A 25,154-nucleotide genomic window follows, 5' to 3' on the forward strand; every position below is an offset into this window, starting at 1 on the left:
TACACCAAGACTACACCAAGTGATAAAATAAAAAATTTGCGAATTTGCGGCGTTCACTTTTACGCCACTAATGCACCAATTATTGAATCAAATAAAAAATCTGTGAATCTGTGGCTAATTTTTACACCAAGACTACACCAAGTACTCAAATAAAAAATTTGCGAATTTGCGGTGTTCACTTTTACGCCACTAATACACCAATTATTGAATCAAATGAGAAATCTGTGAATCTGTGGCTAACCTGCCACCACCAAAAAAACCAAGCAATTAGGAGTTATTTAACTGACCAACAACTATTTTTTACCGAAAAACTTGTTTATTTCGTTTTTTATTCTACATTTGTAGAGCAATGTTTTAATCTGTAGAGACAAACCACTTTATGCGCTATTCATTTATCATACTAGTTTTGACCCTTTCTTTATTTGGTTGTAAAACCAATCAAATGAAAAATAAATTTCGAACCGGTCGTTGGGTGGAGCAATACGCACAAGATAGCGCAAACTACAAATCCATTGGAACCTATAAAAAAGGAGATCCTGTAAAAAAATGGCGGTATTATTTGAATGGTAAAATCATTAAAAGGGAAAAATACAACCGTAGCATTTGCAAAACAATATTTTATCATGAAAATGGAAAAATACAATCTAGAGGAATGTCTAAATTAGATACAACTGATAAATATGCACACTGGTTTTATTTTGGCGATTGGAATTACTATAATGACGATGGAAAACTAACAACAATTAGAAAATACAATAACGGAGTATTACTTTCCGAAATAAAAATAAAATAAAAATGCAACAACTTACAAATTCAGAAGAACAACTCATGGAACACCTTTGGCAACTTGAAAAAGCCTTTATGAAAGATTTATTGGAAGCGTACCCAGAGCCAAAACCGGCTACCACAACGGTAGCCACTTTACTGAAACGAATGATCGACAAACAATTTGTGGCTTACACCGAATTTGGGAACTCCCGTGAATATTATCCGTTGGTCAAAAAAACCGATTATTTCTCGAAACACGTCAACGGATTGATTAGTAATTTTTTCAACAATTCGGCATCACAATTTGCTTCTTTCTTTACCAAAGAAACCAATTTATCTCAAACCGAACTGGAAGAACTCAAGAAAATAATAGACAGTGAAATTCTAAAAAAGAAAAAATGACCGACTTTCTAATTAAATCATCCATCAGCTTAATAGCTTTGCTAGCAGTGTATTATTTGTTTCTTGAAAAAGAAAAAATGCACCGTTTCAATCGGTTTTACTTGTTGTTTAGCCTTATTTTTTCGCTGACACTTCCCTTTATAACCATTGAAGTAATTCAGGAAATAACCTCACGTCCAGTCAATCTAGGAAATATACAAATAATGCAAGGAAGTGCTGTAGTGGCAGAAGAAACAAACTATACAGTTATAGGATTATGGAGTGTATATGCCGTGACAACGCTAATTCTGGCCCTCCGTTTTGCCTACAACATCATCAAGATTTCGGGCAAAATGAAGTCAAATTCTCCAATTACTTTTAAGAACGCCAAATTAATTCTAGTCCCTGAAAAAACACTACCGCACACGTTCCTAAATACTATTTTCATCAACGAAACTGAATACAAAAACCGCAAAATTGAAGCGGAATTGTACACGCACGAACTCACGCATGTCACCCAAAAACATACTTTAGACATTCTATTTATCGAAATCTTAAAGACTGTATTTTGGTTCAACCCCATTTTTATTTTTTATAAAAAAGCAATACAACTCAATCACGAATTTCTTGCTGACGAGAATGTAGTAAAATCTTATAATAACGTTCCGTTCTATCAATCTTTATTACTATCGAAAGCAAACGAGAACCACACTTTTTACTTGGCCAGTAATTTGAATTATTTTATAACTAAAAAACGATTACTCATGATGACAAAAACCACATCAAAAACGCTTTCACTTGTCAAGAAAATGACAATTATTCCTGTTCTATCGGTACTTTTATTTGCCTTTTGCATCAAAACGGTTGCCAAAGAAAAAAACAATCCTATCCTTGAACAGCAACCAATTTTAAATGAGAAGATTGCAACTGCCAAAAGTGTTTTACAACACATTGAAAAGTCGGTCAAGCAAAACGATACTGTAAAAAGAAAAAAACTAGCCGTCGTAAAAATTAAAAATGAAGAGTATACTAAAATTGGTAGTCTCTATTTTAATGATAAAGGTTCCATAGACATTTCCGGCAATCCTGCAAAAGAGGGATATATTTTCATCAACAATGAAGTTCATTTTTACGTCACAAAAGATAAAACAAGGGAATACTACAACAGATCCGGATTCAGAGTAACTAGCAGTGGAGAAAAAATAAATAATAAATCCATAACTATTTTAGAAAAAGACTATCAGGCTGAAGCTTCAAAATTAACAGCCAGCGATGAATTTGGGGATATTTACAATACAGCTGGACTAACAGAAAAACCAGATTTTCCGGGAGGAATTATGGAATTTTACAAATTTGTCGGCAACAATTTTAAAACTCCAGAACAACCTAATTTAAAAGGAAAAATATACATCACGTTTATCATTGAAAAAGACGGCAGTATTAGCGACGTAAAAAACATTCGCGATATTGGCTACGGAACTGGTGATGAAGCCGTACGTGTTTTAAAATTATGTCCGAAATGGATACCAGGTAAAATGGATGGTGTTCCTGTTAGAGTGTTATACAGTTTACCAATAACGATACAATCTGGTAAGTCCTAATAAAACCAAAATCCGCTTCAAAAGAAGCGGATTTGTTTTTTAAACCAACACCAAAGCTCTTTGAGATGGTATATGGTTTGTAACTATTTAATTTTAGGATTTGCAAAAAAAAGAGGCGTGATAACCTCCTAAAACTCCTTCTGATAATTTTACGATAACTCCATAGTGTTAGCGGACTCTTAACTGGTTCCAACCTGTCCGCCGTGGAGGATTCAACCGCGGCTTCATTGTTCGTGCTGCGCATGCAACGAAGCCTTTACTATTAGTGGAAGGTTATTTCGACGTTTCTACTGGAAGCTTAACTTTTTCAAGCATTTTATTAGCCAATTCAAGTTTTTCAGGAAACAATATTTTTCCTCTAAATTCTTCCAATTTCTTATTAATTTTCACTATGGGTATTTTTGCTTTATTTAAATCTTCAACTTTCATAATTTTTAATTTTTTCGTGTTATTAAAAAGCCGATCGCTCTTATTTACAAAGAATCGTTAGCGCAGTTTTGCAAACTGTGCCCGTTGCCAATTGGCAACTAAAACAAATCTAATAAAACCACCTCTAATTCATTTTCTACTACAGCATAATTTCTTGCAGAACTAAAATAATAATCTTCCGGAATTTTTAGAATTATGTCATTTATAGGATTGTTTTGCATGTAATCCATTTTATGTTTTATAAATGTATTGCTATAAATATGTTCCACATGATAATCGTTTTGCTAAACTTTGTATTGATGTTCTTGTTTTAAATGTTGACAAGCTTTTTTAAAATAATCCAACATCCATTCTATTCTGCTTTCTGGTTGTTCTATACTAGTCTGAATAATTTTTTTAAATGTATATTTCTTAAAATCACGCATCACATCGGATAATACAATACCCATAATTTCTAAGCCTTTGTTTTTTTGAAAATAGTGTAACTACCTGAAGACTAATTTATTTTTGATTTAATCGTGTACAATATCTACCTAACCCATTATAATTACAGTAATAAAACAAGCATCTTGGGTTGTTGTAGCTTTATATTTTGTATACATTTTTTATGATATTTGTATTTTTTGCTTATTATGGTGGGCACAGTTTACAAAACTGCGCTAACTATTGTGGTATATCGGTGCGATCGGGTTTAGTGGCTCGTGGTGGTTGGCATTTTATTCTTTATCATTTTCTAAAATAGTAAAACCAGCTTTTAAAAACATTTCAATTTTCCAAGATGAATCTTTCTTGTTCCATTTTTTCGCTCTGAACTTTGTTGAAGAAATATCTTGTCTTATTTTACTGATTTCCTTTTTTAATTTTTCACTTTGTTTTATTTGTTCAATTGGAGGTTTGCTGTCCCATAGTTCTAATTTTTTCCAATTCTCTATTAATCTTATAATACTTTCTCTTTCAATTTGTTTTTGTCTTTCCCATTCAATATTATTTTTCTTTAAAATTTCTCCAAGTAAAGCCTCTCGAATAGGATGTAAGAATCTTTTATTTTTACCTCTAGAACCAGTTAATTTTAAAGTTATCTGTTCATTTAGCCACCCGCCAAGATCAGTTTTTTGTTTAGGAATAGTACTAGCATTTTTTTTATCTTCATAATATTCTTCTAATTCTAATAATCTATCCGTCCATTTTTCATCATTTACAATACTTGATGTTCCAAAATTTTCAGGAACTTCCCAAAGAAAATTTATAGATTTCATCTTTTTTTCTTCATAATCCCAGTCCCATACTGGTGTATCTAAATTATTTCTTCTTCTTTTTTGTCTAACACACCAAGAACCTAATTCATAATACGGCGATAATTTGTTTTTTGTATTCGGTACGTATGTAAAATCTAAATGATTTTGTTCTTTTTGTTTAAACTTCAATAATTTGTCAAAATTTTTATTCCAAATAAATCTTATTTGACCTTCCCTAGCGTTGTCAAATGGGAATCCTGCATCTATTAATTGACTAGCTAATTCATAGGGTAGAAGATCTTCCTTAATCAAATCTTTCATTCTTCGATACCAATTAAATAGATCCTTCTCTTCCGTATTTTTATTTACTGCTCCAGTACTTTTTACATTTAATTTGTAAATTATATATTTTTCTAAGAAAATTGGAAAAACGTCAAAATCATTTTGACTGAATGAAACTCTTTTATTGTAATGTGTATTATTAGGCTCAATTCCATTACCAAATTCATTTTCATAAAATTCATTTTTTATATGTTTTTCATCTGGGTTTTCTCCATCATTTGGTTGGACTTCACTTCCAAATTTCAGTTGAGAATATAACAAACCCATTTTGTCATATTTTTCAATTAATTCTTTATCTAATTTGAATAGATTTGGATTGGATAAATTTATAATATCTTCAAAATATGTTTTAATCTCATTTAATAACTTTTTACCTTGTCTGTCTGTTTCTGTTCTATAATCTAATTGAATGTTTGCTTCTATATTGCTTAAAAAACCTGAATTAGTTAAGTTCGTAGAACCAATAATTATGCGAGAATTTACTTTGCCTTCAAACAAGAAAAGTTTAGGGTGATAAGTAACAAATTCTTCATTTTGATGATAAATATATGTTTCAATATCATTTTCAAGAAGCATTTCCAACGATTGTTTAGAGGTTCCTCTATTATCAACTCCAACGAAAAAAGTTATTTTTTTATTTTTAGCTTCTTTTAAAAATGGCAGTAATTTATTTACTCCCGATAACGCAGTAAATGCTACAAATGCAGTAAAACTATCAAAATGAATACTTTTTAAAGATGTTGCAATCTGGTCACCAACATTTAATTTGTTATTTTTATTAAATCCGTGTCCTATAAAATCGATTTGCATATTTTTAGTTTAATATTTCTTAAGCTCCTTTATGTTATGTCTGCCACCAAGGTTTTACCACTTTGAGATCGCTAAAAGATCATAAACGCTCAGTTTTTGGTTTAACGAAAACTTGATGTGAAACAGTAACGCCACTAAACCAGAACTAATTCAAAATGACTGTTGCGTTTAGTTATCTTACATCACCATGTATTCTACCAATAAATGCTTTTTCACGGTCAACATCAATTTCTTCACCAAAGTTTAACTCTTTTCTTATAGCATTCCTAAAGTCAACAATTGTGTCACCGTTAATTGGACCTAACAATCCTAATACTCTTTTAAATTCAGAAAGAGTCTCCGGTAAATCGCAAGAACAGGCAAGTTGGTTGTAGCAATTCCTTACATTTATTGTGTCGATTTCGCTCTTTACAATTCCATTTTTCATATCACCGTTCCAATCCATATTTGACATAGCAGAGTCAGCAAGATTCAATGCTTCTAGACAAGCTTCTCTTTTTATTCTCCATTTGTCAAGGTTTTTTAATTCGAGTTCTTTAATGTTACTTTTATAAGATTCTAAATCCTTATCAATCACATTTTTTAATTCAGACTTATAACTTTCAATTCTTATATCGTATTCATGTTTAACAGAATTCTTTATTTTTTCGTTAAAGTAGGCTCTTAGCAAAAAAGTAATTCCAGCTCCAGATCCAGCTCCAATAAAAATATTCCATAAAAGATTTAAAATATCTATTCCCATAATTTTATTTTAAGTTTTTATCTATTACCTAAGTACTCTATAAACTAACAAACCTCCGTATATACACCTAGATCCAGATAGATTAGCGAAGGTCTGTTTCGATTTTATATTTTCAAATATATTAAAATTTTCTTACAATTTAGCAGAAAAAACATCTTACTTATCGCGGGTTGCGTGAGGGATAGCAGCGCAAATCCTTTGTGTTTTTTCTTTAAAAACACAAAGATTGCAGCGCATAGCCCGACCCGAAGTTTTTACGGAGGGACACGCCCAAATGCATTCAAAAACAAAAGCGTTCTTAAGAACAAAATCCGCTCTGAAAACAGGAGCGGATTTGGCAAACTAAAATCTAAAAAAACTAATAACTAAACTCTTTATCGGGATTGTACCCTAAATACGGCATGGCAATTTCTTTGAAAACTACGCCGTACTCCTCTAATTCTTTTAAAATAGGCTCGTACACTTCCTTACGAATCGGCAACTGCACTCCTGGGGTGGTAATTTTACCGTTCAAGATCAATAATGTTGCCATTGCAACGGGCAGTCCTACTGTTTTTGCCATAGCGGTATACGTTTGGTCATCACCAATGCAAACCATTTTGGAATCTATTTGTTCTTTTTTGCCGTTACGTTCATACCCAAATTTGTGGTACATGACGATCATATCTTTGTCATCTTCTTGCAGGGTCCAACTGTCTGTTAATATTTTTTCTAAAATTTGAGCGGGTGTTGCCTGCTTTAAACCTACAATTTTATTGCGATTGAATAAATCTAATTCTAATAACTTGTCCCACATGATGTCATCTTGGTCGATTTTTAGAATCAAACGGGTCTTGATTTCTACTGAATCTGTGGGGTGATACGGCAAAAACGAATTCACAAACTCCCTGTAGCTCATATTCTCCGAATTTTCCATGATGTAACTGTCATCCGTCATTCCTAATTGAACAAACATAGTCCACGCTTTAGAGAAACCTACTCTTCGGATCGTTCCTCTATATAAAGTAAGCACATTATCTAAACCATACACACTGCGGTACTTCAAGGAATCTCGATTCGAATACGCTTCAAAACGACCATATCCTTCCACTTGTAAAAACTCGGTTCTGCGAAACAAATTACAATACGGAATGTACTTATAAGTTCCTTCTTGAATAAACTTAGCAGCTCCTCCTTGACCAGCGAGCACAACATTGCGCGGCGCCCAAGTAAATTTATAATTCCAAAGATTCGTATCGGATTCTGGAGCCACCAATCCGCCACAAAAAGATTCAAAAAGAAGCATTTTACCGCCTTTATCTTTTATGGCATCAATCACTTTCATCGCACTCATGTGATCAATTCCTGGATCCAGTCCAATTTCGTTCATGAAAATCAGATTGTTTTCCTTTGCGGCAGCGTCTAATACTTGCATCGCATCACTGACGTAAGAGGCGGTAACTAAATGTTTTTTATAAATAATACAATCTTTGGCCACCTGAATATGCAAATAAGCTGGTAACATTGAGATCACAATATTGGCATTCTCAATCGCAGCTTTTCTTTGATTTTCATCAAAAATATCCAAAGCAATTGCCGTAGCATTCGTATGATTATTTGTCTTTTTTTGGGCTAATGCCAATGACAAATCACCAATAACAAGATGTAAGTTTTCTTTTTCAGATTTACTTAAAAGATACTGAATTAAAGAGGATGCTGATCTTCCTGCCCCAACGATTAAAATTGTTCTCATTTTTATACATTTATAACACAAACATACAAAAATGTTGTATTTATAACAAAATAACTGCAGCTAATTTAGAAATTAAAAAATCGAAAAGGGAAACTTCCGCGATTCTACCTTTCAAATCGAAAGTATCGGTCCAAATACTTTTAAATTGAGGTGGTATGAAATACTTTTGCAATAAAATCACTAATCTCATGGACAAAAAGATACTTTCAACAGGAGCAATTTTAGGAATGATTGCTATAATTCTGGGTGCTTTTGGCGCACATGCTTTAAAAAAAGTACTGACTATTGAACAATTAGCCACTTTTGAAACCGGCGTACGCTATCAGATGTACCACGCCATCTTTTTATTATTTCTTGGTCTAACGCAAGACCTCTCCCTAAAAACTAAAAAAGCAATCTACTTATTGATCGTTTTTGGTGTTCTATTATTCTCTGGCTCTATTTATTTATTAGCCACAAATGACCTGTCCGCTTTTGATTTTAAAATTATTGGATTCTTAACTCCCATTGGAGGACTGCTGCTAATTGTGGCTTGGGGCATTTTATTACTGCGCGTATTAAATAAAAAATCACAAAACTAGCAGAATCAAACGCTAACTGAAAATTAATTTCTACTTTTGCAGTCTATAAAAAGAAACCACACAATAATAGATTTATGGACAATAACACACTTTTCACGCAATCGATTTCGTTAAAAGAATTAGGAATTGAAAATGCAAAAATTCATTACCAGTTATCCCCTGAAGAATTACACGACATTACAATACAATCAGGTCAAGGAATAGAGGTTTCATCAGAATCATTAGCGGTAAACACTGGCGAATACACGGGACGCTCTCCAAAGGATCGTTTCATCGTAAAAGACAGCATCACCGAAGACAAAGTTTGGTGGGGAAATGTCAACATTCCTTTTGCTCCAGAGGCCTTTGATGCCTTGTATAACAAAGTGACTGCTTATTTATCGAACAAAGAAGTTTTCGTTAGAGATGCTTATGCATGTGCAGATCCCAATTACAGATTAAATATTAGAGCGGTTACAGAAAACGCATGGTCTAATTTATTTTGTTACAACATGTTTTTAAGACCTGAAGTACAAGAATTAGCCAATTTTACGCCAGAATGGACTTTAATATCTGCACCAGGTTTCTTCGCAGACCCTGAATTAGACGGAACGCGTCAAAGCAACTTTGCGATTTTAAATTTTACTAGAAAAATAGTCCTTATTGGTGGCACTGGATATACGGGAGAAATAAAAAAAGGAATTTTCTCTGCTTTAAACTTTATAATGCCCGTTTTTAGAAATACAATGCCAATGCATTGCAGCGCAAACGTAGGGCAAAATGAAGATACTGCAATTTTCTTTGGATTGTCAGGAACTGGAAAAACTACCTTATCTGCAGATCCTAATCGTAAACTAATAGGAGATGATGAACATGGATGGACAAATGAAAATACTATCTTTAATTTTGAGGGAGGATGTTATGCAAAAGTGATCAATCTTTCAGAAGAAAATGAACCAGATATTTTCAGAGCAATAAAAAAAGGATCGCTTTTAGAAAATGTAATTGTCAATGCAGACACCAAAGAAGTTGATTTTGAAGATGTTTCGATAACAGAAAACACTAGGGTAAGTTATCCAATATTCCACATAGACAACATCCAGCCAGGCTCTATTGGAAAAAATCCAAAAAATATCTTTTTCCTAACAGCCGATTCTTTTGGTATTTTACCTCCAATTTCTAAACTAACTCCTGGACAGGCTGCTTATCACTTTATTTCTGGTTATACAGCTAAAGTAGCGGGAACCGAAGCTGGAATTACAGAGCCTCAACCTAACTTTTCTGCTTGTTTTGGTGCTCCTTTTATGCCTTTGCATCCCACTAAATATGCTGAGATGTTAAGTAAAAAAATCAAAGATGCTAACGTAAAAGTTTGGCTAATCAATACTGGATGGACTGGAGGTCCTTACGGAATAGGGAGTAGAATGAAATTAAAGTACACGCGTGCTATGATTACAGCCGCTCTCAATGGAGAATTAGACGAAGTGGGGTATGAGAATCATGAAGTTTTTGGAATAGCCAAACCACAAACCTGTCCCAATGTACCTAGTGAAATATTAAATCCTAGAAATACTTGGGAAGATCCTGAGTTATACGACAAAAAAGCCATTGAATTAGCTCAAAAATTTAAAGCTAACTTCGCCAAATTTGAAGAATTTGCAAATGACGAAATTATGGCGGGAGCTCCAAAAGCGTAAGCCACTACTAATCAATAAACTATAGAGCCGTTCGTAAAGAGCGGCTCTTTTTTTGTCTGTACAAAACAGTAATTAAAAACAAATCAACTATTTATACCAAGATTCATTTTTTGGCGTTAAATTTGAATCAATCACCCGAGTCAGAATAGCGAACTGGCGAAGCAATCAAAAAATCAATCATGTTAAAACAATTTTTTATCCTTTGTTCCGGAGCAGACAAGGACCTTCTTGAAGGATGTTCCGAAGGTGAACAAACCAAATATGTAGGTATTGGCGCCACTGTTTTCTTCACCGCCGTAATGGCTTTTATTGCCAGTTCTTATGCGCTGTTCACTGTGTTTGATAATGTGTTTCCCGCATTACTCTTTGGACTAGTCTGGAGTTTACTTATTTTTAATTTAGATCGTTTTATTGTATCTACCATTCGAAAAAGAGATCGCTTTGGAAGTGAATTTCTACAGGCAACTCCTCGAATTATTTTGGCGGTAATTATCGCTATTGTAATTTCGAAACCATTAGAAATTAAAATCTTCGAGAAAGAAATTAATACCGTTTTATTGAAAGAGAAAAATGCGATGGCTTTGAATAACAAAAAAGAAGTGGCGAATTATTTCAAATCGGATTTGGATAAAAACAAAGTGGAAATCGATAAATTAAAATCAGAAATCACAAGCAAAGAGAAAGAAGTAAATACGCTTTATGAAACTTACATCACCGAAGCCGAAGGAACCGCAGGAACCAAAAAATTAGGTAAAGGTCCTGTTTTTAAAGAAAAAATTGCCAAACATGATTTGGCCAAAAAAGAACTGGACACCTTACAAAAAACCAACTTGGCTAAAATTGCTGAAATGGAAAAAAACACCAAAACGCTGCAAACCGATTTAGACAAGAAAGTTAACGAAACCCAACCTATTATTGATGGATTTGATGGTTTAATGGCACGAATCAACGCCTTGGATAAATTACCTTGGCTGCCTTCTTTTTTTATCATGCTCTTGTTTCTAGCCATTGAAACGTCTCCTATTATTGCTAAATTGCTATCTCCAAAAGGCGAATACGATTATAAATTAGAAGATCTGGAAACAGCATTAAAAGCAACAATTGAACAAGACAAATACCAACGTACTTTGTTGGTTAAAACTAGTGCAACCATGCACGATAAAATCTACGGAGACATAGTAGACGACAAAAATTTGTATGATTTACAACGCAAAAACGCTTCTGATTTATTAAAATTACAATCTAATAATTTTGTAGAAAAACAGAAAAGAACACTTTAATCTGATATTTTTAAAGTCAAAAGTCTTAAAAATCAGCACAAGACTTGCTTTCCTAAGACTTTTGACTCTAACACTTTAAAATAACTTACATATAGCTCAAAATTTCTTTTTTGAAAGCATCGTATTCTCCTTGCAAAATCAAACCGTTATCTAGTAATTTTTTATAATTCTGTAGTTTTTCAAAAAGTGCATCCTGCGACAAGTTGTGCAAACCATTTTCTTTTTGAAAATCAGCAGGTGCATTGAGCTCCTCGGATTTCAAATTAAAAGGTGGAGGTGCAATGGTCATTATTCCAGCGAAACTAGTCACTTCCTCCGTCTCCATTTCTTCAATAATCTCCTCTTCTTCTATCGAAATCACAGGAACTTCATCAATAATTGTCGCATTTAATACGGAACCACTTTTCAATATATCCAATTGTTCTTTAGCATACGTAAAAATCTTTCTCGCTTGAATTTTTGGAATATAATCAATCGAAACCTCCATATTAGTTCGAGTTGTAAATGAAAACTCGGAACCCAAAATATTTTCTTTTACAAAAGTTCCTTCTATCTCATCCCAAGTGTAATCAATAAAATTCATGGAAAGTCCCAGATTTTTGGGCTGACAAATGATAATTCTTTTATTCGTCATCACAATACTATCCGGCAAAACAGTAATCGCTGGTTTTTTTTGAACCGCGATATATCCTATCTCCTCATTCTTCATCAATAAATCACTCAATTTTGAAGCTATTTTTTCAATGGCTTTTGGATCTTGTTCTTCGTTTAAAAACTTCTTAAATTGTTCTTTCATTTTTATGCTGAATTTATTTCAGTACCTGTTTATTATTTATATCTAAATTCCATCGCAAAAGTAATACCTAATTTTCTGATTCTAGAATTTCGTTTTGCAATTTCTTTGTTAAACTTTTGAAAACCAAATCATAGGAATGGTTGATCAACTCTTTGACCAAGGCATCCGAAACTGACTCATTTATAGCTATTGTGTTCCAATGGGTTTTACTCATGTGAAAGCCCGGCTGAATGTCATCATATTCAGCACGCAATTCCTCAGCACGCTCTGGATCACATTTTAAATTAACCGAGGGGTTTCCTTTTTCCCATTGACTTAAAGACGACAAGGCAAACATCTTGCCGCCCACTTTAAAAACTAAAGTATCTTCATCAAAAGGGAAATGTTCTGTCACTCCTTTTTTAGACAAACAATATTCGTAATAGCTTTCTAAATTCATACGATTCAAATTAGATATTTCGCATGGAGTACAAAACGGGTTTGCTCGGACTTGCATCATTTTCGAAAGAAGCAATTTGCAGGTTCAGCAAATAACTCCCGTCTGGGATAGCATCTGGCACGTATATCATTTCGGTAATCGTCGCCTCTACTCGGGCATCCGAATTTAAAGTATTTACGTCAGTCACATTCCAAAAAGCTTTGTGTGCCAAAAGTTTTCCTTCGTCCTTTTCTTTATCTACGCTTGGAAGATCAATTAGCAAGTGTTGAATCCCGCTTTCGCGTAAATACAACGCTGCATCTTCAGTCATAAAAGGAGGATCTGTATGAGAGTATTTTCTAGACAATTTAGTCGTGTCGTTTGGTAACGTCCTAATAACAATTGCTTCCGGTGATTTTCCATCTAAAGCATTAAAAAGCGCTTCTTTAGTAACAATAAAATCTCCTTGATGGTCCTCCAGTTCTATCGAAACCAGTTCAGCAGTAAAAAAAAATTGTTTTAAAGATTGATTGACACTGTAAAAATCACGGGTGATGTGACCAAGGCATTCCGTGTGTGTTCCATGTCCATGTGGATTAAAAAGTATCGAATTGAAATTGGTAGATGACATTCCCGAGGACACCTTGCCAATCCATTCTCCAAAACGAACGGGTTCAATTTCTGGCTTATCGATATACCAAGCAATAGGGTTCGCATCTGTGTTAGATAACGGAATCGAAATATCAATGGGTTTTGATAAATCTACTTGATAATTATTTATAGTTGCTATCATAGTTATTAACCGCTACGGGCGCGATGATTTAGTTCAAATTTTTAGTAATTCTTTTTTACTCCATCTTTTATTAAAACAACATTGAAGTTGATTAGCAAACCTAATTTACAATTAGTCAACTTCAAATACGTCACTAATCGAACAACAGGATTATCGCTTAATGCTTCTACTGAATTTATTTCCAAAATCAATTTTTTCTCAACAATACTAGCAGTTCTGTGTCCAACATCTAAATTAACCTCTTCATAAACCAAGAGCAGGGACTTTGGGTTTTCAATATCTACACTAGATTTTTTCAGTTTATTGGAAGAGCATGCTTCGTAGGCACTGGCGCACAGTATAAGATTAATTGCTTTTTTAAATTTTAAAGCGCAATCAAACACAAGTCTACTGCTTCATTTTTAATGCTAAAGGCAACTTTTTGAACCTTGCACAAATCTTTGCGTAATGTACGGTTAAGTTAGTATTCCAAATTTAAGTAAAACAAATCACTCGCTATCCCATCTGTCAGAAATTTTCCTTTTTTTGTTGGTTTCAAAACATTATTGTCGATAGAAACCAACCCATCATTTCGGAATTTCTGAGTTTGTTTCATCAAATAATCCAAATAGGTTTGTCCAAATTCAGCCTGAATTCGATCCAGTGAAACACCCCAAATCGTTCGTAAACCGGTCATAATATATTCATTATAACGATCCGCTTCTGATAACGTTTCCATTTCGTTTGGTAATTTATTCTCTTGAATGGATTTTAAATAAAGGGAATTATTCACAATATTCCAGCTTCTAGAAACACCGTCATAACTGTGCGCCGAAGGGCCAATGCCCATGTATTTTTTTCCCAACCAATACGCCGAATTATTTTTTGAAAAATAATTCTCTTTTCCAAAATTTGACAACTCATAGTGAATAAACCCTTTCGATTCAAGCATCTCAACCAATATCATAAAATGTTCCTGAGCCACTTCGTCTTTGGGCGCTTCCATTTTTCCGGTTTGAATCATTTTATTCATTACTGTTTTGGGTTCGACCGTTAAAGCATAACTCGAAATGTGTGGCACCCCAAACGAAAGGGCCTTTTCGATATTCTGCTTCCATTTTTCATTACTCATCCCCGGAACGCCATAGATCAAATCAAGTGAAATATTATCAAAATATTTGGTGGCTTCTTCTAAACATTTTTGGGCTTCCTCTGAATTATGCGCGCGATTCATCATCTTCAAATCATCTTCAAAAAACGATTGAATCCCGATGGAAAGTCGATTGATTCCGATAGAACGATACTCTTCAAAAATTGTTCTCGACTGCGCTCGAACTGACAAAGTAGTCAAATCATCAGGATTGGCTTCAAGTGTGATTTCGGGATTTGGAGCAACAGTGTAATTTTCATAAATCGTATCAATCAGAAATTTCAAATCAGAAATCTGCAAAACAGAGGGCGTTCCTCCGCCAAAATAAATAGTTTCAATTTGGGTGTCACTTCGAGCGCCGTCGAGAAGCTCAAATTCGCTTTTGCGCATTTGGATTTCTTTGGCAATAGCCAAAACCATCTCTTCTTTCTTCTTCATGGAAGTCGAAAAATGGAAATCGCAGTAGTGACACGCTTGCTTGCAAAATGGGATATGAATGTAGATTCCGCTCATAATTAGTATTCAGTGGTCAGTTTATTAGTGTTCAGTTATTTAGAAGTGTTCAGAGAGCAGAATTTAAGTATTCAGCTGCATCTACTAACTACTCTTTTTTTACTCCAAACTTCTCAGGATTTAAAATCATATAATTAACTAGTTTTCCAACCTCAATGCTTTCAGAAATAAGTTCCTTATAAATATCTTCTGAAATATATTTACAAGACAAAGCAAATTCTAACCAAACTTGTGTTTCTGAGTTTTCTCCGTCAGAATCAGTTAATTTACTATAGAAATGTTTTGGGTAAATTCTTTTTCTATATGCTTCAGCCATTGTAACAGGAACACTTCTAGATGATCGCCGAATTTGATCTGTTAATGAATAGGTTTCTTCTTTTGGAAATGATTTTGTAATTTCAAAAACCTTCATTGCTAATGCAAATGATTTTTTATAAGCTAATAAATCTTGAAATCTCATCTTTACATTTTATAAACTGAATACTATTTTTTAATTACTTCGGCTGACTACTAAACAACTGATCACTGATCATTGTTCTTTTACAGTCCTTACTGACCACTAAAAATCTGCATACTGATCACTTCTTCACTCTCTCTTCATTTTGTTTGACAAAAGCATCCCAACCAGTATAGCTTTTCGTTCCAACGACCTTTCCAGAATTAAAAAAGTGACAAACAGCAGCTGCCAAACCATCCGTACTATCAAGGTTTTTAGGTAATTCCTTCAACCCTAAAAGTTGTTGTAGCATCTTAGCGACTTGTTCCTTACTGGCGTTTCCGTTTCCGGTAATAGCCATTTTTATTTTCTTCGGTTCGTACTCGGTAATGGGAATATCTCTCGAAAGACCTGCTGCCATTGCTACACCTTGTGCGCGTCCCAACTTCAACATCGATTGTACATTTTTACCAAAAAAAGGCGCTTCAATAGCAATCTCATCTGGATGATGCGTATCAATTAGTTCAATAGTGCGTTCAAAAATACGTTTCAATTTCATATAGTGGTCATCCATTTTATTCAATTGCAATTCGTTCAATTGAATAAATTCCATTTTTTTATTGACCACTCGTATCAAACCAAAACCCATTATCGTTGTTCCTGGATCAATTCCTAAAATAATGCGTTCGTTTGCCATTTTTATTTTTATGCATTTTTTTATTATTACACAGAGCCTCGCAAAGAAGGCTCAGAGATTCGCAAAATTACTTTAAAATCTTAGTCCAGCTTTGCTTTCACTTTGTGAATCTTTCCGGAAACCTATCATCTACTACAAAGCGATGGCGAATCTTTGCGAAATAGCATTATTACAATAGTTTTCTTTTCTTTGTAATAATGATTTCGATTCCTCACAAAACTAAGCAATTCCTCGTACTTCTAATCAAACTTCTGATTGTAGGCGGTGCCTTTTATTTTATTTACAACCAGCTGATGCATAATGACAAGCTCGATTGGGCCCAGTTTCTAGCACTATTCAATAAAAATCAGTCGGTAATTAGAATTAGTTTCATTCTAGTATTAAGTGTACTCAATAGGTATTTTGAAATTTTAAAATGGCAAAACTTGGCTTCTGTTCTCAAACCTATTTCTGCAGATGAAGCTACAAAACAAGTTCTTGCAGCGCAAACAGCAGGGATTTTCACTCCAAATGGTATAGGCGAATATGCCGGAAAAGCACTGTTTTTTGATAAATCAGAAACTAAAAAAGTAATTTTCCTAAACTTAATTTGCAACGAAATCCAAATGATTGTAACCGTTGTCATTGGGATCGTTGGTTTGTTGTATTTTAACACGCAATTCCATGTAATTACGACGAGAACAGTTATAATCCTCTTTGCAATTCTGACGCTTGCTTTTATTGTTTTATTTTCGATTAAAAAAATAAAAATCAAAGGCTATTCTATTGAAAAACTGATTCATAAAATAAATGAAATTCCAAAACAAATCCACAAAAAAAACATTTATTTGAGTATTTGTCGCTATTTGGTTTTTTCCCATCAATACTATTTTTTGTTCCTCGTTTTTGATGTTGATTTACCCTATCTAATAGTAATGTCGGCAATAACTAGCGTTTATTTTATTGCATCCTCCATACCTACTTTTCAATTTTTAGACTTTGCCGTAAAAGGAAGTGTTGCCGTTTATTTCTTTGGAATCCTTGGAGTAAATGAATGGATTGTAATTTTTATTTCTACATTGATGTGGTTTTTAAATGTAGTTTTACCTGCTATAATTGGTAGCTATTATGTCCTAAATTTTAAAATCCTCATCCCATCCATCTTCGATGGAAAAAGAGAAGCCACTTTATAAAGTAATTATGATTACAGTTATTTTATTTATGATTCTTGCTATTTATTCCATTTCAATTGGACTATTAATTTATGGATTTACCAAAGTAAATACAATTAATTATACTGGCTTAAAGCCAAAAACAAAATTCTCGATTATTGTTCCTTTTCGGAATGAAGCCGAAAATTTACCTATTTTATTGAACAGTATATCCCAATTAGATTATCCAAAAGAATTGTTTAAAGTGATTTTAGTCGATGATGAATCCGACGAAAGATATGAAGTTCCCGATACGAAATACGAAGTTTGTATTGTAAAAAACACTCGGGTTTCAAAATCGCCCAAGAAAGATGCAATAGTAACCGCAATGCAAATCGTTAATACTCCCTGGATTGTCACCACTGATGCAGATTGTAGGGTGACTAAAAATTGGCTGTTGACCTTGGACAATTACATTCAGCTTCATGACACAAGCATGGTTGCTGGGGCCGTTACCTATGATTGTGCTCCTTCGCTCTTACATCATTTTCAGCAATTGGATTTAGCGAGTTTACAGGGTGCGACCATCGGTAGTTTTGGCATTAAGAAAGGATTTATGTGCAATGGCGCTAATTTTGCTTATACCAAATCTTTTTTTCAAAAACTAAATGGCTTTCAAGGAAATGATTCAATCGCTAGTGGAGATGATGTTTTCCTGTTGCAAAAAGCGATAGCACAATTTCCTGAAAAAGTGCATTATTTGAAGTCGGAAAACACCATTGTACACACAAAACCGCTGGATAATTGGAACTCTTTATTTCAGCAAAGAGTACGTTGGGCTTCAAAAACAAGTTCGTATCAAAGTAGTTTTGGGAAGGCTTTGGGATTAATTGTTTTTGGGGGTAATTTAGCTATCGTTGTAAGTTTTGGTCTCTGGACGGTGGGCTTTGTTGCGCTAAAAAACGTGCTTTTTATTTTAATTGTTAAGTTTTTTATTGACTTCTTTTTACTTTACAAATCGAATCAATTTCTAACAAATAACAAAATGCATTACGTAGTACTTAGCAGTTTAATTTATCCTTTTTTTAGTACTGCTGTAGGTTTATATTCGTTATTTGGAAGTTATGAATGGAAAGGAAGAAAATTTTAGACAGCAGATTTTTAAGGTGTTAACGAGTTAAAAAAACCACAATCACTCATTTCCAGCACATCATTATTAAAAATCCCTATATGGTTACAGAAATCACAATTTTTAACGGGATCTAAAAGTGTATGGATAACGTAATTTAAAAATAAAAATAGTTAATCTGAAATCAAAACTATTCTACTTTAAGAATTACAGGAAGAATAAATTGCGTTTTTACGGGAATTCCGCGTTTTAAAGCGGGATTAATTTTAGGAAAATCAATCAAACGTGCCTTCAAGATACTATCAATTTTAATCGTGTCATAAGCCACCGAATCTCTGGGGAATTGTGGTTCAAATTGCATGGTAGCGTTAGGGAAAATTGTAACCTTCACTTCAATGGTATCTAATTCCGGATAAAGAACTGAAAGGGTATCAACGCTTAGTTTTTCTTGAATTAGTTGCGTTAAAACCTCAAAAAAGCATTGCTGACGTTGCGCTTTATTGTCTATTTTTTCACAATCTACAACGGATGGGTATTCATCAACTTCTTTCCAGTTGATTGATTTCAGTTCCTTTTGCAGCAATTCCTTTTCTGAAGGCACTTGCTTTTCGAAATAGTGGCAGGAATTAAAAAGTATAATTACTAAAAAAAGGTAATAGTGCTTCAAGGTTTTATTTTTCAATGGAACTAATATTTTATAAAAATACAATTATTTTTTTTGAGATGCTTTGTAAATTAAATAATCTTCGTAGGATTCAGCGAACCATTTCTTTTTATTTTTGTAAGCGATTTCCTTTTGATCTGGGTACAAAGCCGCAAGTCGGTCTGAAAAAATCGCAATTTGAATGGTATAATTATAGTACTCCTGCTTTGTCAAAACTACATCAGTACTGGCTTTTTTGTCAAAAAATTCAAAAAAAAGTGCATCAAACTCTTTCAGTGAAAAATTTAATACTTTTACCCTATTTTCATTGTAAATGGTCTCTTTCAAGAGCATGTCGGCATCGGCTTCCTTTTTTTCCTGAGCCTTTAGTGAAGAAATAGAAAAGAAAAGCGTTAATGTCAATAATTGTATTAATTTAATTCCATTTATTTGATACATACGTGTTGCTTTGATGTTGTCAAAATTACTAAAAATAAATTTATGGATATCTTACTTTTAATTCTTGGTTTCGTGTGCATTATGGTAGGCTTACTAGGGAGTTTTTTACCAGTTTTGCCAGGGCCAAGTATGAGCTGGATTGGTTTAGCACTACTCTATTTTACAAATGCTGTTCCTGCTAATTATTGGATTCTTGGGATTACTTTGGTTATTACTGTAATTGTATCCGTTTTGGATTACGTGATTCCAGCTAAAGGCACTAAAAAATTTGGAGGCAGTTCTTACGGTATTTGGGGGACAAACATTGGCTTAGTTGTTGGGATTATTGCTCCCGTTCCTTTTGGCTTCCTTATAGGTCCGTTTGTGGGTGCTTTGATAGGAGAACTTATTTTTGATTACAAAGACCACAACAGAGCGTTGAAAGCCGCTACAGGTTCCTTTGTTGGGTTTCTAGCGTCTACTTTTATGAAGTTTTTGATTTGTGTACTTTTTCTGGGACTATACGGCTCGATTGTTTGGCATTATAAATCTGAACTATTTTAACAGCTTATAAAAAGGGAGGTGTCACTATTTATAAGGCGACAAAAGTTTCCTTACCTACTTTATTTTTAGTCCACTTGTGATAAAAAAAATTGAAGATTACTATTTTAATCATGCTAAATATTATTCTATCAGAAAAATAGCTGTCGAAATCACCAACTACGATAGAATGCTTTCCTTTTTAGTAATCAAGATAAAATTTATTGCTAATTTAGATGAATAATAAATTGTCTTTAATAACTAAAATAACGAAGTTTAAGTTTGAACTTTGACCAATGTAACGTGCTATACTAGCTTTTTTAAATTTCAACATTAAAAAAAAAGAAACATTAATTTATCTGCAAAATGATACTTTTAGTAAACTAAGATAAATTTTTTTTATCCTAAAAGTTCAAATTATCGTGCGATACAATTTTTAATTTTCAAAAATATCAATTAAATCTATAAAAAATTACGGACTATATCATGCACCAACTTCACAATTGCCCCATTTGCAACTCGCAGACTATTAATTCTTTTATTCAAACGACAGCTCAAATGCATTCAAGCAAAGAGTTGTTTAATTTTGATCAGTGTGCCGAATGTCAACTGGTTTTTTTGAACCCAAGAGTAGAATTAGACGTATTAAAAAACTATTACACTTCTCATTACCTACCTTACAGGGGTTCTGAAGCGTGGGGGAAATTTGAAAAATTAGTTGAAGGAAGCCAGCAAAAGTTAGATTTAAAACGAGTGCAGCGGGTAAAAGATGCTCATTTCATTTCATCAGAGTCGTTAATTTTGGATGTTGGTTGTGGTAAACCATCTTTTTTGAAAGCGTGTCAGCAAAAGTTACATTGCCAAACAATGGGGATTGACTTTAGCGACGAAGGATGGAAAGAGCAAGAGGCCAGCTTTGAAGGATTAGATTTGCGAGTAGCAGAAATTAAAGAGTTACCAAGTAATTTGCGACCCGATGTTATCACGATGTGGCATTATCTGGAGCACGACTACACTCCATTAGAAAATCTTACCTATTTAAAATCTTTTGCGAAACCATCAACAACACTTGTTATTGAAGTTCCCAATTTCGATTCTGCCAGTCGAAAAAAACACAACGAAAATTGGGCTGGTTGGCACACACCGCGTCATATTTCATTGTTTTCGCCTAACAACATAGAATTGTTACTTAATAAAAGCGGATGGAAAGTCACCAAACTATTAACTCATGGGACCATGGATCCTTACCTGCTTTATTGGATGAGTGAAATGGAAAAAAAGGGAATACAGTGGGATAAAAATATGGAAGACGAATTTTGGAATTTTATGGTTGGAATGGTACAATTCATGCCCAAAAAATGGATGGAAAAGAAATCATCTCTCGGCATTATGACCGTAATTGCAACACCAAATTAACGAATTTTATAAACTTAAAAGATCTTTACCCTCCCAAGTTCCGGATGATTTATAGGGTTGAAACCTAGAAAAAAGTTCTTCTGAATACCATTCATATTGGCGTGTTTTCTTAATGGCTTCTTGATGTTGCTTGCTTTTATAGGCAAATTGTTTTACCGAGTCAAAATCCTTCCACAAACTGAAAGTCGCCATCTGAATAATGGGAACCTCACCTACTCCTTTAGTGTAGATCAAGCCTTCATTTCCGTCTAAACCCTCTTCAGAAGTGGGAACGTATTTCCAAAACTTTATAAGCCAGTTCCATTTTATGGTTGCTCGAGTAATAATTGCAATTGGTGAATTTTGTTCTAGTTCCGCCCCTTTTTCAAAAGGATTTTTACCAACCCAAGTCCCAACTGCTGCAATATTTCTCATATAAAGTGTATATAGTTCCGCTGTATGTTTCTCATACTGTTTCATTAAATCAGAAGACGTAAAAAAGGTTTGAGCTGCTTCTTCTGATTCCCAAACTTGTAGTAAACAATATACAGACCAATCAGGCAAAGGGTTAAAACCTCTTCCTTTTCCACTGCCCATCAATCTGTAAAAAGTCAAACCGTTTACTTTTTTTAAATCTTTATTAGCGAATTGCATCATCCCAAAGCCCCAAGCTTTATCGTTAAACGAAGCATATCTAAAAAAGGTAATTGTACTAATTTGTTTGCTCATGATCAAATAATTTCTAATTAATTATAGTTGGAAGTTAGGAATATAGGTTGCAAATGCTTTTTTATTCGACACTTAGATTCAAGTGATTAAAAAATACAATGCAACAAAAAAGACAAATTGTGCAAGTAGAATAACCACGCTAATTTTAGGATTTATTTTAGGACGAAAAAAGCAAATCAACCCATGAATAAAACTACTGGTAGCAAACCACATCACGTAGTTTTGAAATGGAACTACACTATTTTCCCAACCCCAAAAACCCAATTTCATAGCAACAGGTTCAATGAAAAAGTCCAAGGCAGTCATTATCATAGAAGGGAAAATGACTAATAAAAATGGCTTTTTAGTAAAATATTGAACGACACCATAAGAACTTAATGACAAAAATAACCAATTGACACCAATGACTAGCGGTGTTTCAAAAACTTTAAATCCAAACAAATCACCATACGAATAGCTCCCAAATAACACGCCTGTCGCTACTCCAACTGCCTCAACTGTAAATCCTATCAAAAAAATTAGCAACGATAGGATTAAAAACTTTTTACTAAAATCATTATTAACTTTGTAAAAAACATATAGCGTTAGTAGTAAGTTAAGAGGTGTGAGCGGCAAAAAGAAATTTTTATATTCTTGCAGCGCTATTCCGAGTGTTCCAAAAAAATAGAACAAGAGCAAAATTCCAATCCAACGATTTTCTATTGATATGGTTTTTATCATTTTACGAGTTTATCAATAATTTTTGCGGACAATAAGGCCAAAGGAATTCCACCACCTGGATGTACACTACCACCACAAAAAAACAGATTATTGTACTGCGAAGAAAAATTCTTGTGGCGAAAGAAAGCGGCAAACCTATTGTTGCTTGATGTCCCGTATAGCGATCCTTTATACGAATATGTTTTATCTTGTATGAGTTGTGGAGTTAATTGTTGCTCAAATTGAATCAGATCCTCTATACTTTCACCTAAATTTCTTGAAATTTTGCTTAAAATATTTTTTCTAGCCTCGGCAATTAAACTATCCCAATCTTGACCGTAAACGGACGGGACATTAATCATTACAAACCAGTTTTCTTTTCCTTTGGGAGCGTCTCCTTCATTTTTTTTACTGGTAATATTGATATAAATAGTGGGATCTTCGTAGATTGTTTTGGTTTCAAAAATATGATCAAATTCGGCTTTATAATCCTCTGTAAACATAATGTTATGCACATCCAATTGCGGAAATTCTTTATTAACTCCCCAATAAAAAATAAGTGCAGAACTCGATCGTTCTTGTTTATCTACCTCTTTTAATTTTTTTGCAGAAGGAATTAATTTTTCATAAACAGTATGAATATCAGCATTACATACAACAAGATCAGCAGCGTAAATACAAGAGGCTGTAGTAACGCTTTTTGCCACATTATTTTCAGTTCCAATCGCAATAACTTCTTGATTAAAATGAAATTCAACACCAATTTCTTTAGCTAGTTTTACTAAACTATTAGTAATCTCGTGCATTCCGCCTCGAGGTAAGTAAGCACCAAGACCAAACTCCAGATGCGGAATTATATTCAATATTCCCGGCGCTTTATATGGATTTGATCCATTATAGGTGGCATATCTGTTAAACAACCGAATCGTTTTCGAATCGGTAAAGGTATTTTCATTGACCTGATTCATTGTATTAAAAATATTCAAAAACGGCATTTTGAATATAGCCACTAAAGTCGAAAAAGAAAGAAATGAATTTATTTTATGAAGTGATTTGTTAAGGAATTGATCTTTAGTAGCACCATAAATAAAGGCACATTTATTTAGATGCTTCTTCACCTTTTCGGCAGAATCAGTTGTTTTTCGTTCCATTTCTGCTGCAAAAGCATCGATATCTGAACTTGCTACTATCTGTGTTCCATCCTCATAAAAATAATTACATAAAACATCAAGTTGATCAAAATTGAAATAATCAGTCGATTTTTTTCCAGAGAGATCAAAAAGTTCGGTAACTAAATTAGGCATTGTAAAAAGCGAAGGTCCAGCATCAAACCTAAAACCATTCCCACTAATTTGGGTTAGTTTTCCACCAGGATAAGAGTTTTTTTCAAGAACTTGAACAGCGTAACCCTTGTTTTGTAACCGAATTGCCGCGGCTAGTCCCGAAATTCCAGAACCAACAATGATTGCCTGCTTCATAAAGGTTTTACTATTAAAAAAATGTCGATAAAAAAGATAGTTTTGACGATTAGTTTTCCAGACTAGAAACCGCGGTTCTGTTGAAAATATTTATGATTTAAAAGATAAGCTAAGAAAAAATTGTTGAGTACTATTTTATAAACTTCCCATTTTAAACATTTACTTTTTTAAGCTCTTGTTTTAAAAACTTCCAGGGAACAATCAACATTCCAAAACACTCGCCTTCCTCTTTCCCTCTATGTTTATGATGCACTTTGTGTGCTCTACGGATCGCTTTTAAATAAACATTTTCAGTATTTCTAAACCATTTAAATCTTTGATGAATAAAAACTTCGTGAACTAAAAAATAAGCTAGTCCATACGCTAATATACCAAAACCGACATACATCACTGTCCAGTACCCGTACATTGAACCTAACATAATGCAAAGCCAAGATGGTATCGCATAAATTAGGAAAAAAGCATCATTTTTTTCAAAAAAGACTTCCTTATTGGGGGTATGATGATCAAAATGTAAATTCCATAAAAAACCGTGCATTACATATTTATGTGTAAGCCAAGCCATAAATTCCATTCCCCAAAAAGTTAAAAAAATAATTATAAAACCCATACCT

The 25,154-nt window shown here is 33.6% G+C and carries 28 protein-coding genes; 10 read left to right on the forward strand and 18 right to left on the reverse strand.

The window, feature by feature from the left end; genetic code table 11:
- The first annotated feature begins 442 nt into the window (after nucleotides 1-442).
- Genes IWX83_RS12605 through IWX83_RS17270 form a run of 3 tightly spaced genes read left to right on the forward strand, consistent with a single transcriptional unit; the run spans nucleotide 443 to nucleotide 2,750 of the window.
- Nucleotides 443-793: a hypothetical protein gene (locus IWX83_RS12605; RefSeq protein WP_231380001.1), complete on the forward strand. Its 351-nt coding sequence runs from the start codon at nucleotides 443-445 to the stop codon at nucleotides 791-793.
- A gap of 2 nt (nucleotides 794-795) precedes the next feature.
- Nucleotides 796-1,170 carry a BlaI/MecI/CopY family transcriptional regulator gene (locus IWX83_RS12610; RefSeq protein ID WP_073353650.1) on the forward strand — a complete coding sequence of 125 codons (375 nt, stop codon included), beginning with the start codon at nucleotides 796-798 and terminating at the stop codon, nucleotides 1,168-1,170.
- A complete protein-coding gene (locus tag IWX83_RS17270) occupies nucleotides 1,167-2,750 on the forward strand; it encodes a M56 family metallopeptidase (protein ID WP_231380002.1) in 1,584 nt (527 codons plus the stop codon). Before IWX83_RS12610 ends, IWX83_RS17270 begins: the two co-directional genes overlap by 4 nt.
- Nucleotides 2,751-3,023: 273 nt before the next feature.
- On the opposite strand, the gene IWX83_RS12620 is transcribed toward IWX83_RS17270, so the two are convergent.
- From IWX83_RS12620 to IWX83_RS12640, 5 genes are all read right to left on the reverse strand, one after another.
- Nucleotides 3,024-3,179, reverse strand: coding sequence for a hypothetical protein (locus IWX83_RS12620; RefSeq protein ID WP_196830096.1), 156 nt, complete (start codon nucleotides 3,177-3,179; stop codon nucleotides 3,024-3,026).
- A 98-nt stretch (nucleotides 3,180-3,277) separates the two neighbouring features.
- The gene (locus tag IWX83_RS17275) at nucleotides 3,278-3,448 is read right to left on the reverse strand and encodes a hypothetical protein (RefSeq protein WP_231380004.1); all 171 of its coding nucleotides are present in this window, start codon (nucleotides 3,446-3,448) and stop codon (nucleotides 3,278-3,280) included.
- Between the two features lie 447 nt (nucleotides 3,449-3,895).
- Nucleotides 3,896-5,566: a phospholipase D family protein gene (locus IWX83_RS12630; protein WP_196830098.1), complete on the reverse strand. Its 1,671-nt coding sequence runs from the start codon at nucleotides 5,564-5,566 to the stop codon at nucleotides 3,896-3,898.
- Between the two features lie 172 nt (nucleotides 5,567-5,738).
- Nucleotides 5,739-6,308: a hypothetical protein gene (locus IWX83_RS12635; RefSeq protein WP_196830122.1), complete on the reverse strand. Its 570-nt coding sequence runs from the start codon at nucleotides 6,306-6,308 to the stop codon at nucleotides 5,739-5,741.
- Nucleotides 6,309-6,666: 358 nt separating this feature from the next.
- Entirely contained in the window at nucleotides 6,667-8,040 is a 1,374-nt protein-coding gene (locus tag IWX83_RS12640; protein ID WP_196830124.1) for a saccharopine dehydrogenase family protein, read from the reverse strand.
- Between the two features lie 188 nt (nucleotides 8,041-8,228).
- On the opposite strand from IWX83_RS12640, the gene IWX83_RS12645 reads away from it, so the two are divergent.
- The 3 genes from IWX83_RS12645 (at nucleotide 8,229) to IWX83_RS12655 (ending at nucleotide 11,577) form a co-directional block, all read left to right on the forward strand.
- A complete protein-coding gene (locus IWX83_RS12645; RefSeq protein ID WP_196830126.1) occupies nucleotides 8,229-8,621 on the forward strand; it encodes a DUF423 domain-containing protein in 393 nt (130 codons plus the stop codon).
- 74 nt (nucleotides 8,622-8,695) lie between these two features.
- Nucleotides 8,696-10,297: a phosphoenolpyruvate carboxykinase (ATP) gene (gene pckA, locus IWX83_RS12650; protein ID WP_196830128.1), complete on the forward strand. Its 1,602-nt coding sequence runs from the start codon at nucleotides 8,696-8,698 to the stop codon at nucleotides 10,295-10,297.
- Between the two features lie 179 nt (nucleotides 10,298-10,476).
- Nucleotides 10,477-11,577 carry a DUF4407 domain-containing protein gene (locus IWX83_RS12655; protein ID WP_073353640.1) on the forward strand — a complete coding sequence of 367 codons (1,101 nt, stop codon included), beginning with the start codon at nucleotides 10,477-10,479 and terminating at the stop codon, nucleotides 11,575-11,577.
- An 85-nt stretch (nucleotides 11,578-11,662) separates the two neighbouring features.
- Here IWX83_RS12655 and IWX83_RS12660 read toward each other — a convergent pair whose 3' ends face one another.
- The 7 genes from IWX83_RS12660 to ruvC form a co-directional block, all read right to left on the reverse strand.
- Nucleotides 11,663-12,373, reverse strand: coding sequence for a PH domain-containing protein (locus tag IWX83_RS12660; RefSeq protein WP_196830130.1), 711 nt, complete (start codon nucleotides 12,371-12,373; stop codon nucleotides 11,663-11,665).
- 67 nt (nucleotides 12,374-12,440) lie between these two features.
- Entirely contained in the window at nucleotides 12,441-12,812 is a 372-nt protein-coding gene (locus IWX83_RS12665) for an MmcQ/YjbR family DNA-binding protein (protein ID WP_073353637.1), read from the reverse strand.
- A gap of 10 nt (nucleotides 12,813-12,822) precedes the next feature.
- Nucleotides 12,823-13,584 (reverse strand): cyclase family protein, encoded by a 762-nt coding sequence (locus IWX83_RS12670; protein ID WP_196830132.1) that lies wholly within the window; start codon nucleotides 13,582-13,584, stop codon nucleotides 12,823-12,825.
- 41 nt (nucleotides 13,585-13,625) lie between these two features.
- Nucleotides 13,626-13,967 carry a GxxExxY protein gene (locus tag IWX83_RS12675; RefSeq protein WP_196830134.1) on the reverse strand — a complete coding sequence of 114 codons (342 nt, stop codon included), beginning with the start codon at nucleotides 13,965-13,967 and terminating at the stop codon, nucleotides 13,626-13,628.
- A 77-nt stretch (nucleotides 13,968-14,044) separates the two neighbouring features.
- A complete protein-coding gene (gene hemW, locus IWX83_RS12680; RefSeq protein WP_196830136.1) occupies nucleotides 14,045-15,226 on the reverse strand; it encodes a radical SAM family heme chaperone HemW in 1,182 nt (393 codons plus the stop codon).
- 88 nt (nucleotides 15,227-15,314) lie between these two features.
- Nucleotides 15,315-15,686 (reverse strand): four helix bundle protein, encoded by a 372-nt coding sequence (locus IWX83_RS12685; protein WP_073353630.1) that lies wholly within the window; start codon nucleotides 15,684-15,686, stop codon nucleotides 15,315-15,317.
- Between the two features lie 118 nt (nucleotides 15,687-15,804).
- Complete coding sequence (gene ruvC / locus IWX83_RS12690) at nucleotides 15,805-16,359, reverse strand: crossover junction endodeoxyribonuclease RuvC (RefSeq protein ID WP_073353629.1); 555 nt, start codon at nucleotides 16,357-16,359, stop codon at nucleotides 15,805-15,807.
- A 197-nt stretch (nucleotides 16,360-16,556) separates the two neighbouring features.
- On the opposite strand from ruvC, the gene IWX83_RS12695 reads away from it, so the two are divergent.
- Nucleotides 16,557-17,531, forward strand: coding sequence for a lysylphosphatidylglycerol synthase domain-containing protein (locus IWX83_RS12695; protein WP_196830138.1), 975 nt, complete (start codon nucleotides 16,557-16,559; stop codon nucleotides 17,529-17,531).
- Entirely contained in the window at nucleotides 17,506-18,639 is a 1,134-nt protein-coding gene (locus tag IWX83_RS12700) for a glycosyltransferase (RefSeq protein ID WP_231380006.1), read from the forward strand. The genes IWX83_RS12695 and IWX83_RS12700 overlap by 26 nt, the downstream gene beginning before the upstream one ends.
- A 169-nt stretch (nucleotides 18,640-18,808) precedes the next feature.
- On the opposite strand, the gene IWX83_RS12705 is transcribed toward IWX83_RS12700, so the two are convergent.
- The gene (locus IWX83_RS12705; RefSeq protein WP_196830180.1) at nucleotides 18,809-19,285 is read right to left on the reverse strand and encodes a hypothetical protein; all 477 of its coding nucleotides are present in this window, start codon (nucleotides 19,283-19,285) and stop codon (nucleotides 18,809-18,811) included.
- A 42-nt stretch (nucleotides 19,286-19,327) separates the two neighbouring features.
- Nucleotides 19,328-19,720, reverse strand: coding sequence for a hypothetical protein (locus IWX83_RS12710; protein ID WP_073353626.1), 393 nt, complete (start codon nucleotides 19,718-19,720; stop codon nucleotides 19,328-19,330).
- A 42-nt stretch (nucleotides 19,721-19,762) separates the two neighbouring features.
- Here IWX83_RS12710 and IWX83_RS12715 point away from each other — a divergent pair, with 42 nt between their 5' ends.
- Complete coding sequence (locus tag IWX83_RS12715) at nucleotides 19,763-20,263, forward strand: DUF456 domain-containing protein (protein WP_073353624.1); 501 nt, start codon at nucleotides 19,763-19,765, stop codon at nucleotides 20,261-20,263.
- 534 nt (nucleotides 20,264-20,797) lie between these two features.
- Nucleotides 20,798-21,655, forward strand: a complete 858-nt coding sequence (locus tag IWX83_RS12720) for a class I SAM-dependent methyltransferase (protein ID WP_231380008.1) — start codon at nucleotides 20,798-20,800, stop codon at nucleotides 21,653-21,655.
- A 6-nt stretch (nucleotides 21,656-21,661) separates the two neighbouring features.
- Here IWX83_RS12720 and IWX83_RS12725 read toward each other — a convergent pair whose 3' ends face one another.
- From IWX83_RS12725 to IWX83_RS12740, 4 genes are all read right to left on the reverse strand, one after another.
- Nucleotides 21,662-22,363 carry a DUF3291 domain-containing protein gene (locus tag IWX83_RS12725; protein ID WP_196830142.1) on the reverse strand — a complete coding sequence of 234 codons (702 nt, stop codon included), beginning with the start codon at nucleotides 22,361-22,363 and terminating at the stop codon, nucleotides 21,662-21,664.
- Nucleotides 22,364-22,441: 78 nt separating this feature from the next.
- Nucleotides 22,442-23,083, reverse strand: coding sequence for a carotenoid biosynthesis protein (locus tag IWX83_RS12730; protein ID WP_196830144.1), 642 nt, complete (start codon nucleotides 23,081-23,083; stop codon nucleotides 22,442-22,444).
- Entirely contained in the window at nucleotides 23,080-24,540 is a 1,461-nt protein-coding gene (gene crtD, locus IWX83_RS12735; protein ID WP_196830146.1) for a 1-hydroxycarotenoid 3,4-desaturase CrtD, read from the reverse strand. The genes IWX83_RS12730 and crtD overlap by 4 nt, the downstream gene beginning before the upstream one ends.
- Before the next feature lie 151 nt (nucleotides 24,541-24,691).
- Nucleotides 24,692-25,150: a sterol desaturase family protein gene (locus IWX83_RS12740; protein ID WP_073353616.1), complete on the reverse strand. Its 459-nt coding sequence runs from the start codon at nucleotides 25,148-25,150 to the stop codon at nucleotides 24,692-24,694.
- Nucleotides 25,151-25,154: the final 4 nt, after the last annotated feature.

It is taken from the genome of Flavobacterium sp. CG_9.1 (assembly GCF_015751645.1).
In the GTDB taxonomy this organism is placed as follows: Bacteria; Bacteroidota; Bacteroidia; order Flavobacteriales; family Flavobacteriaceae; genus Flavobacterium; species Flavobacterium xanthum.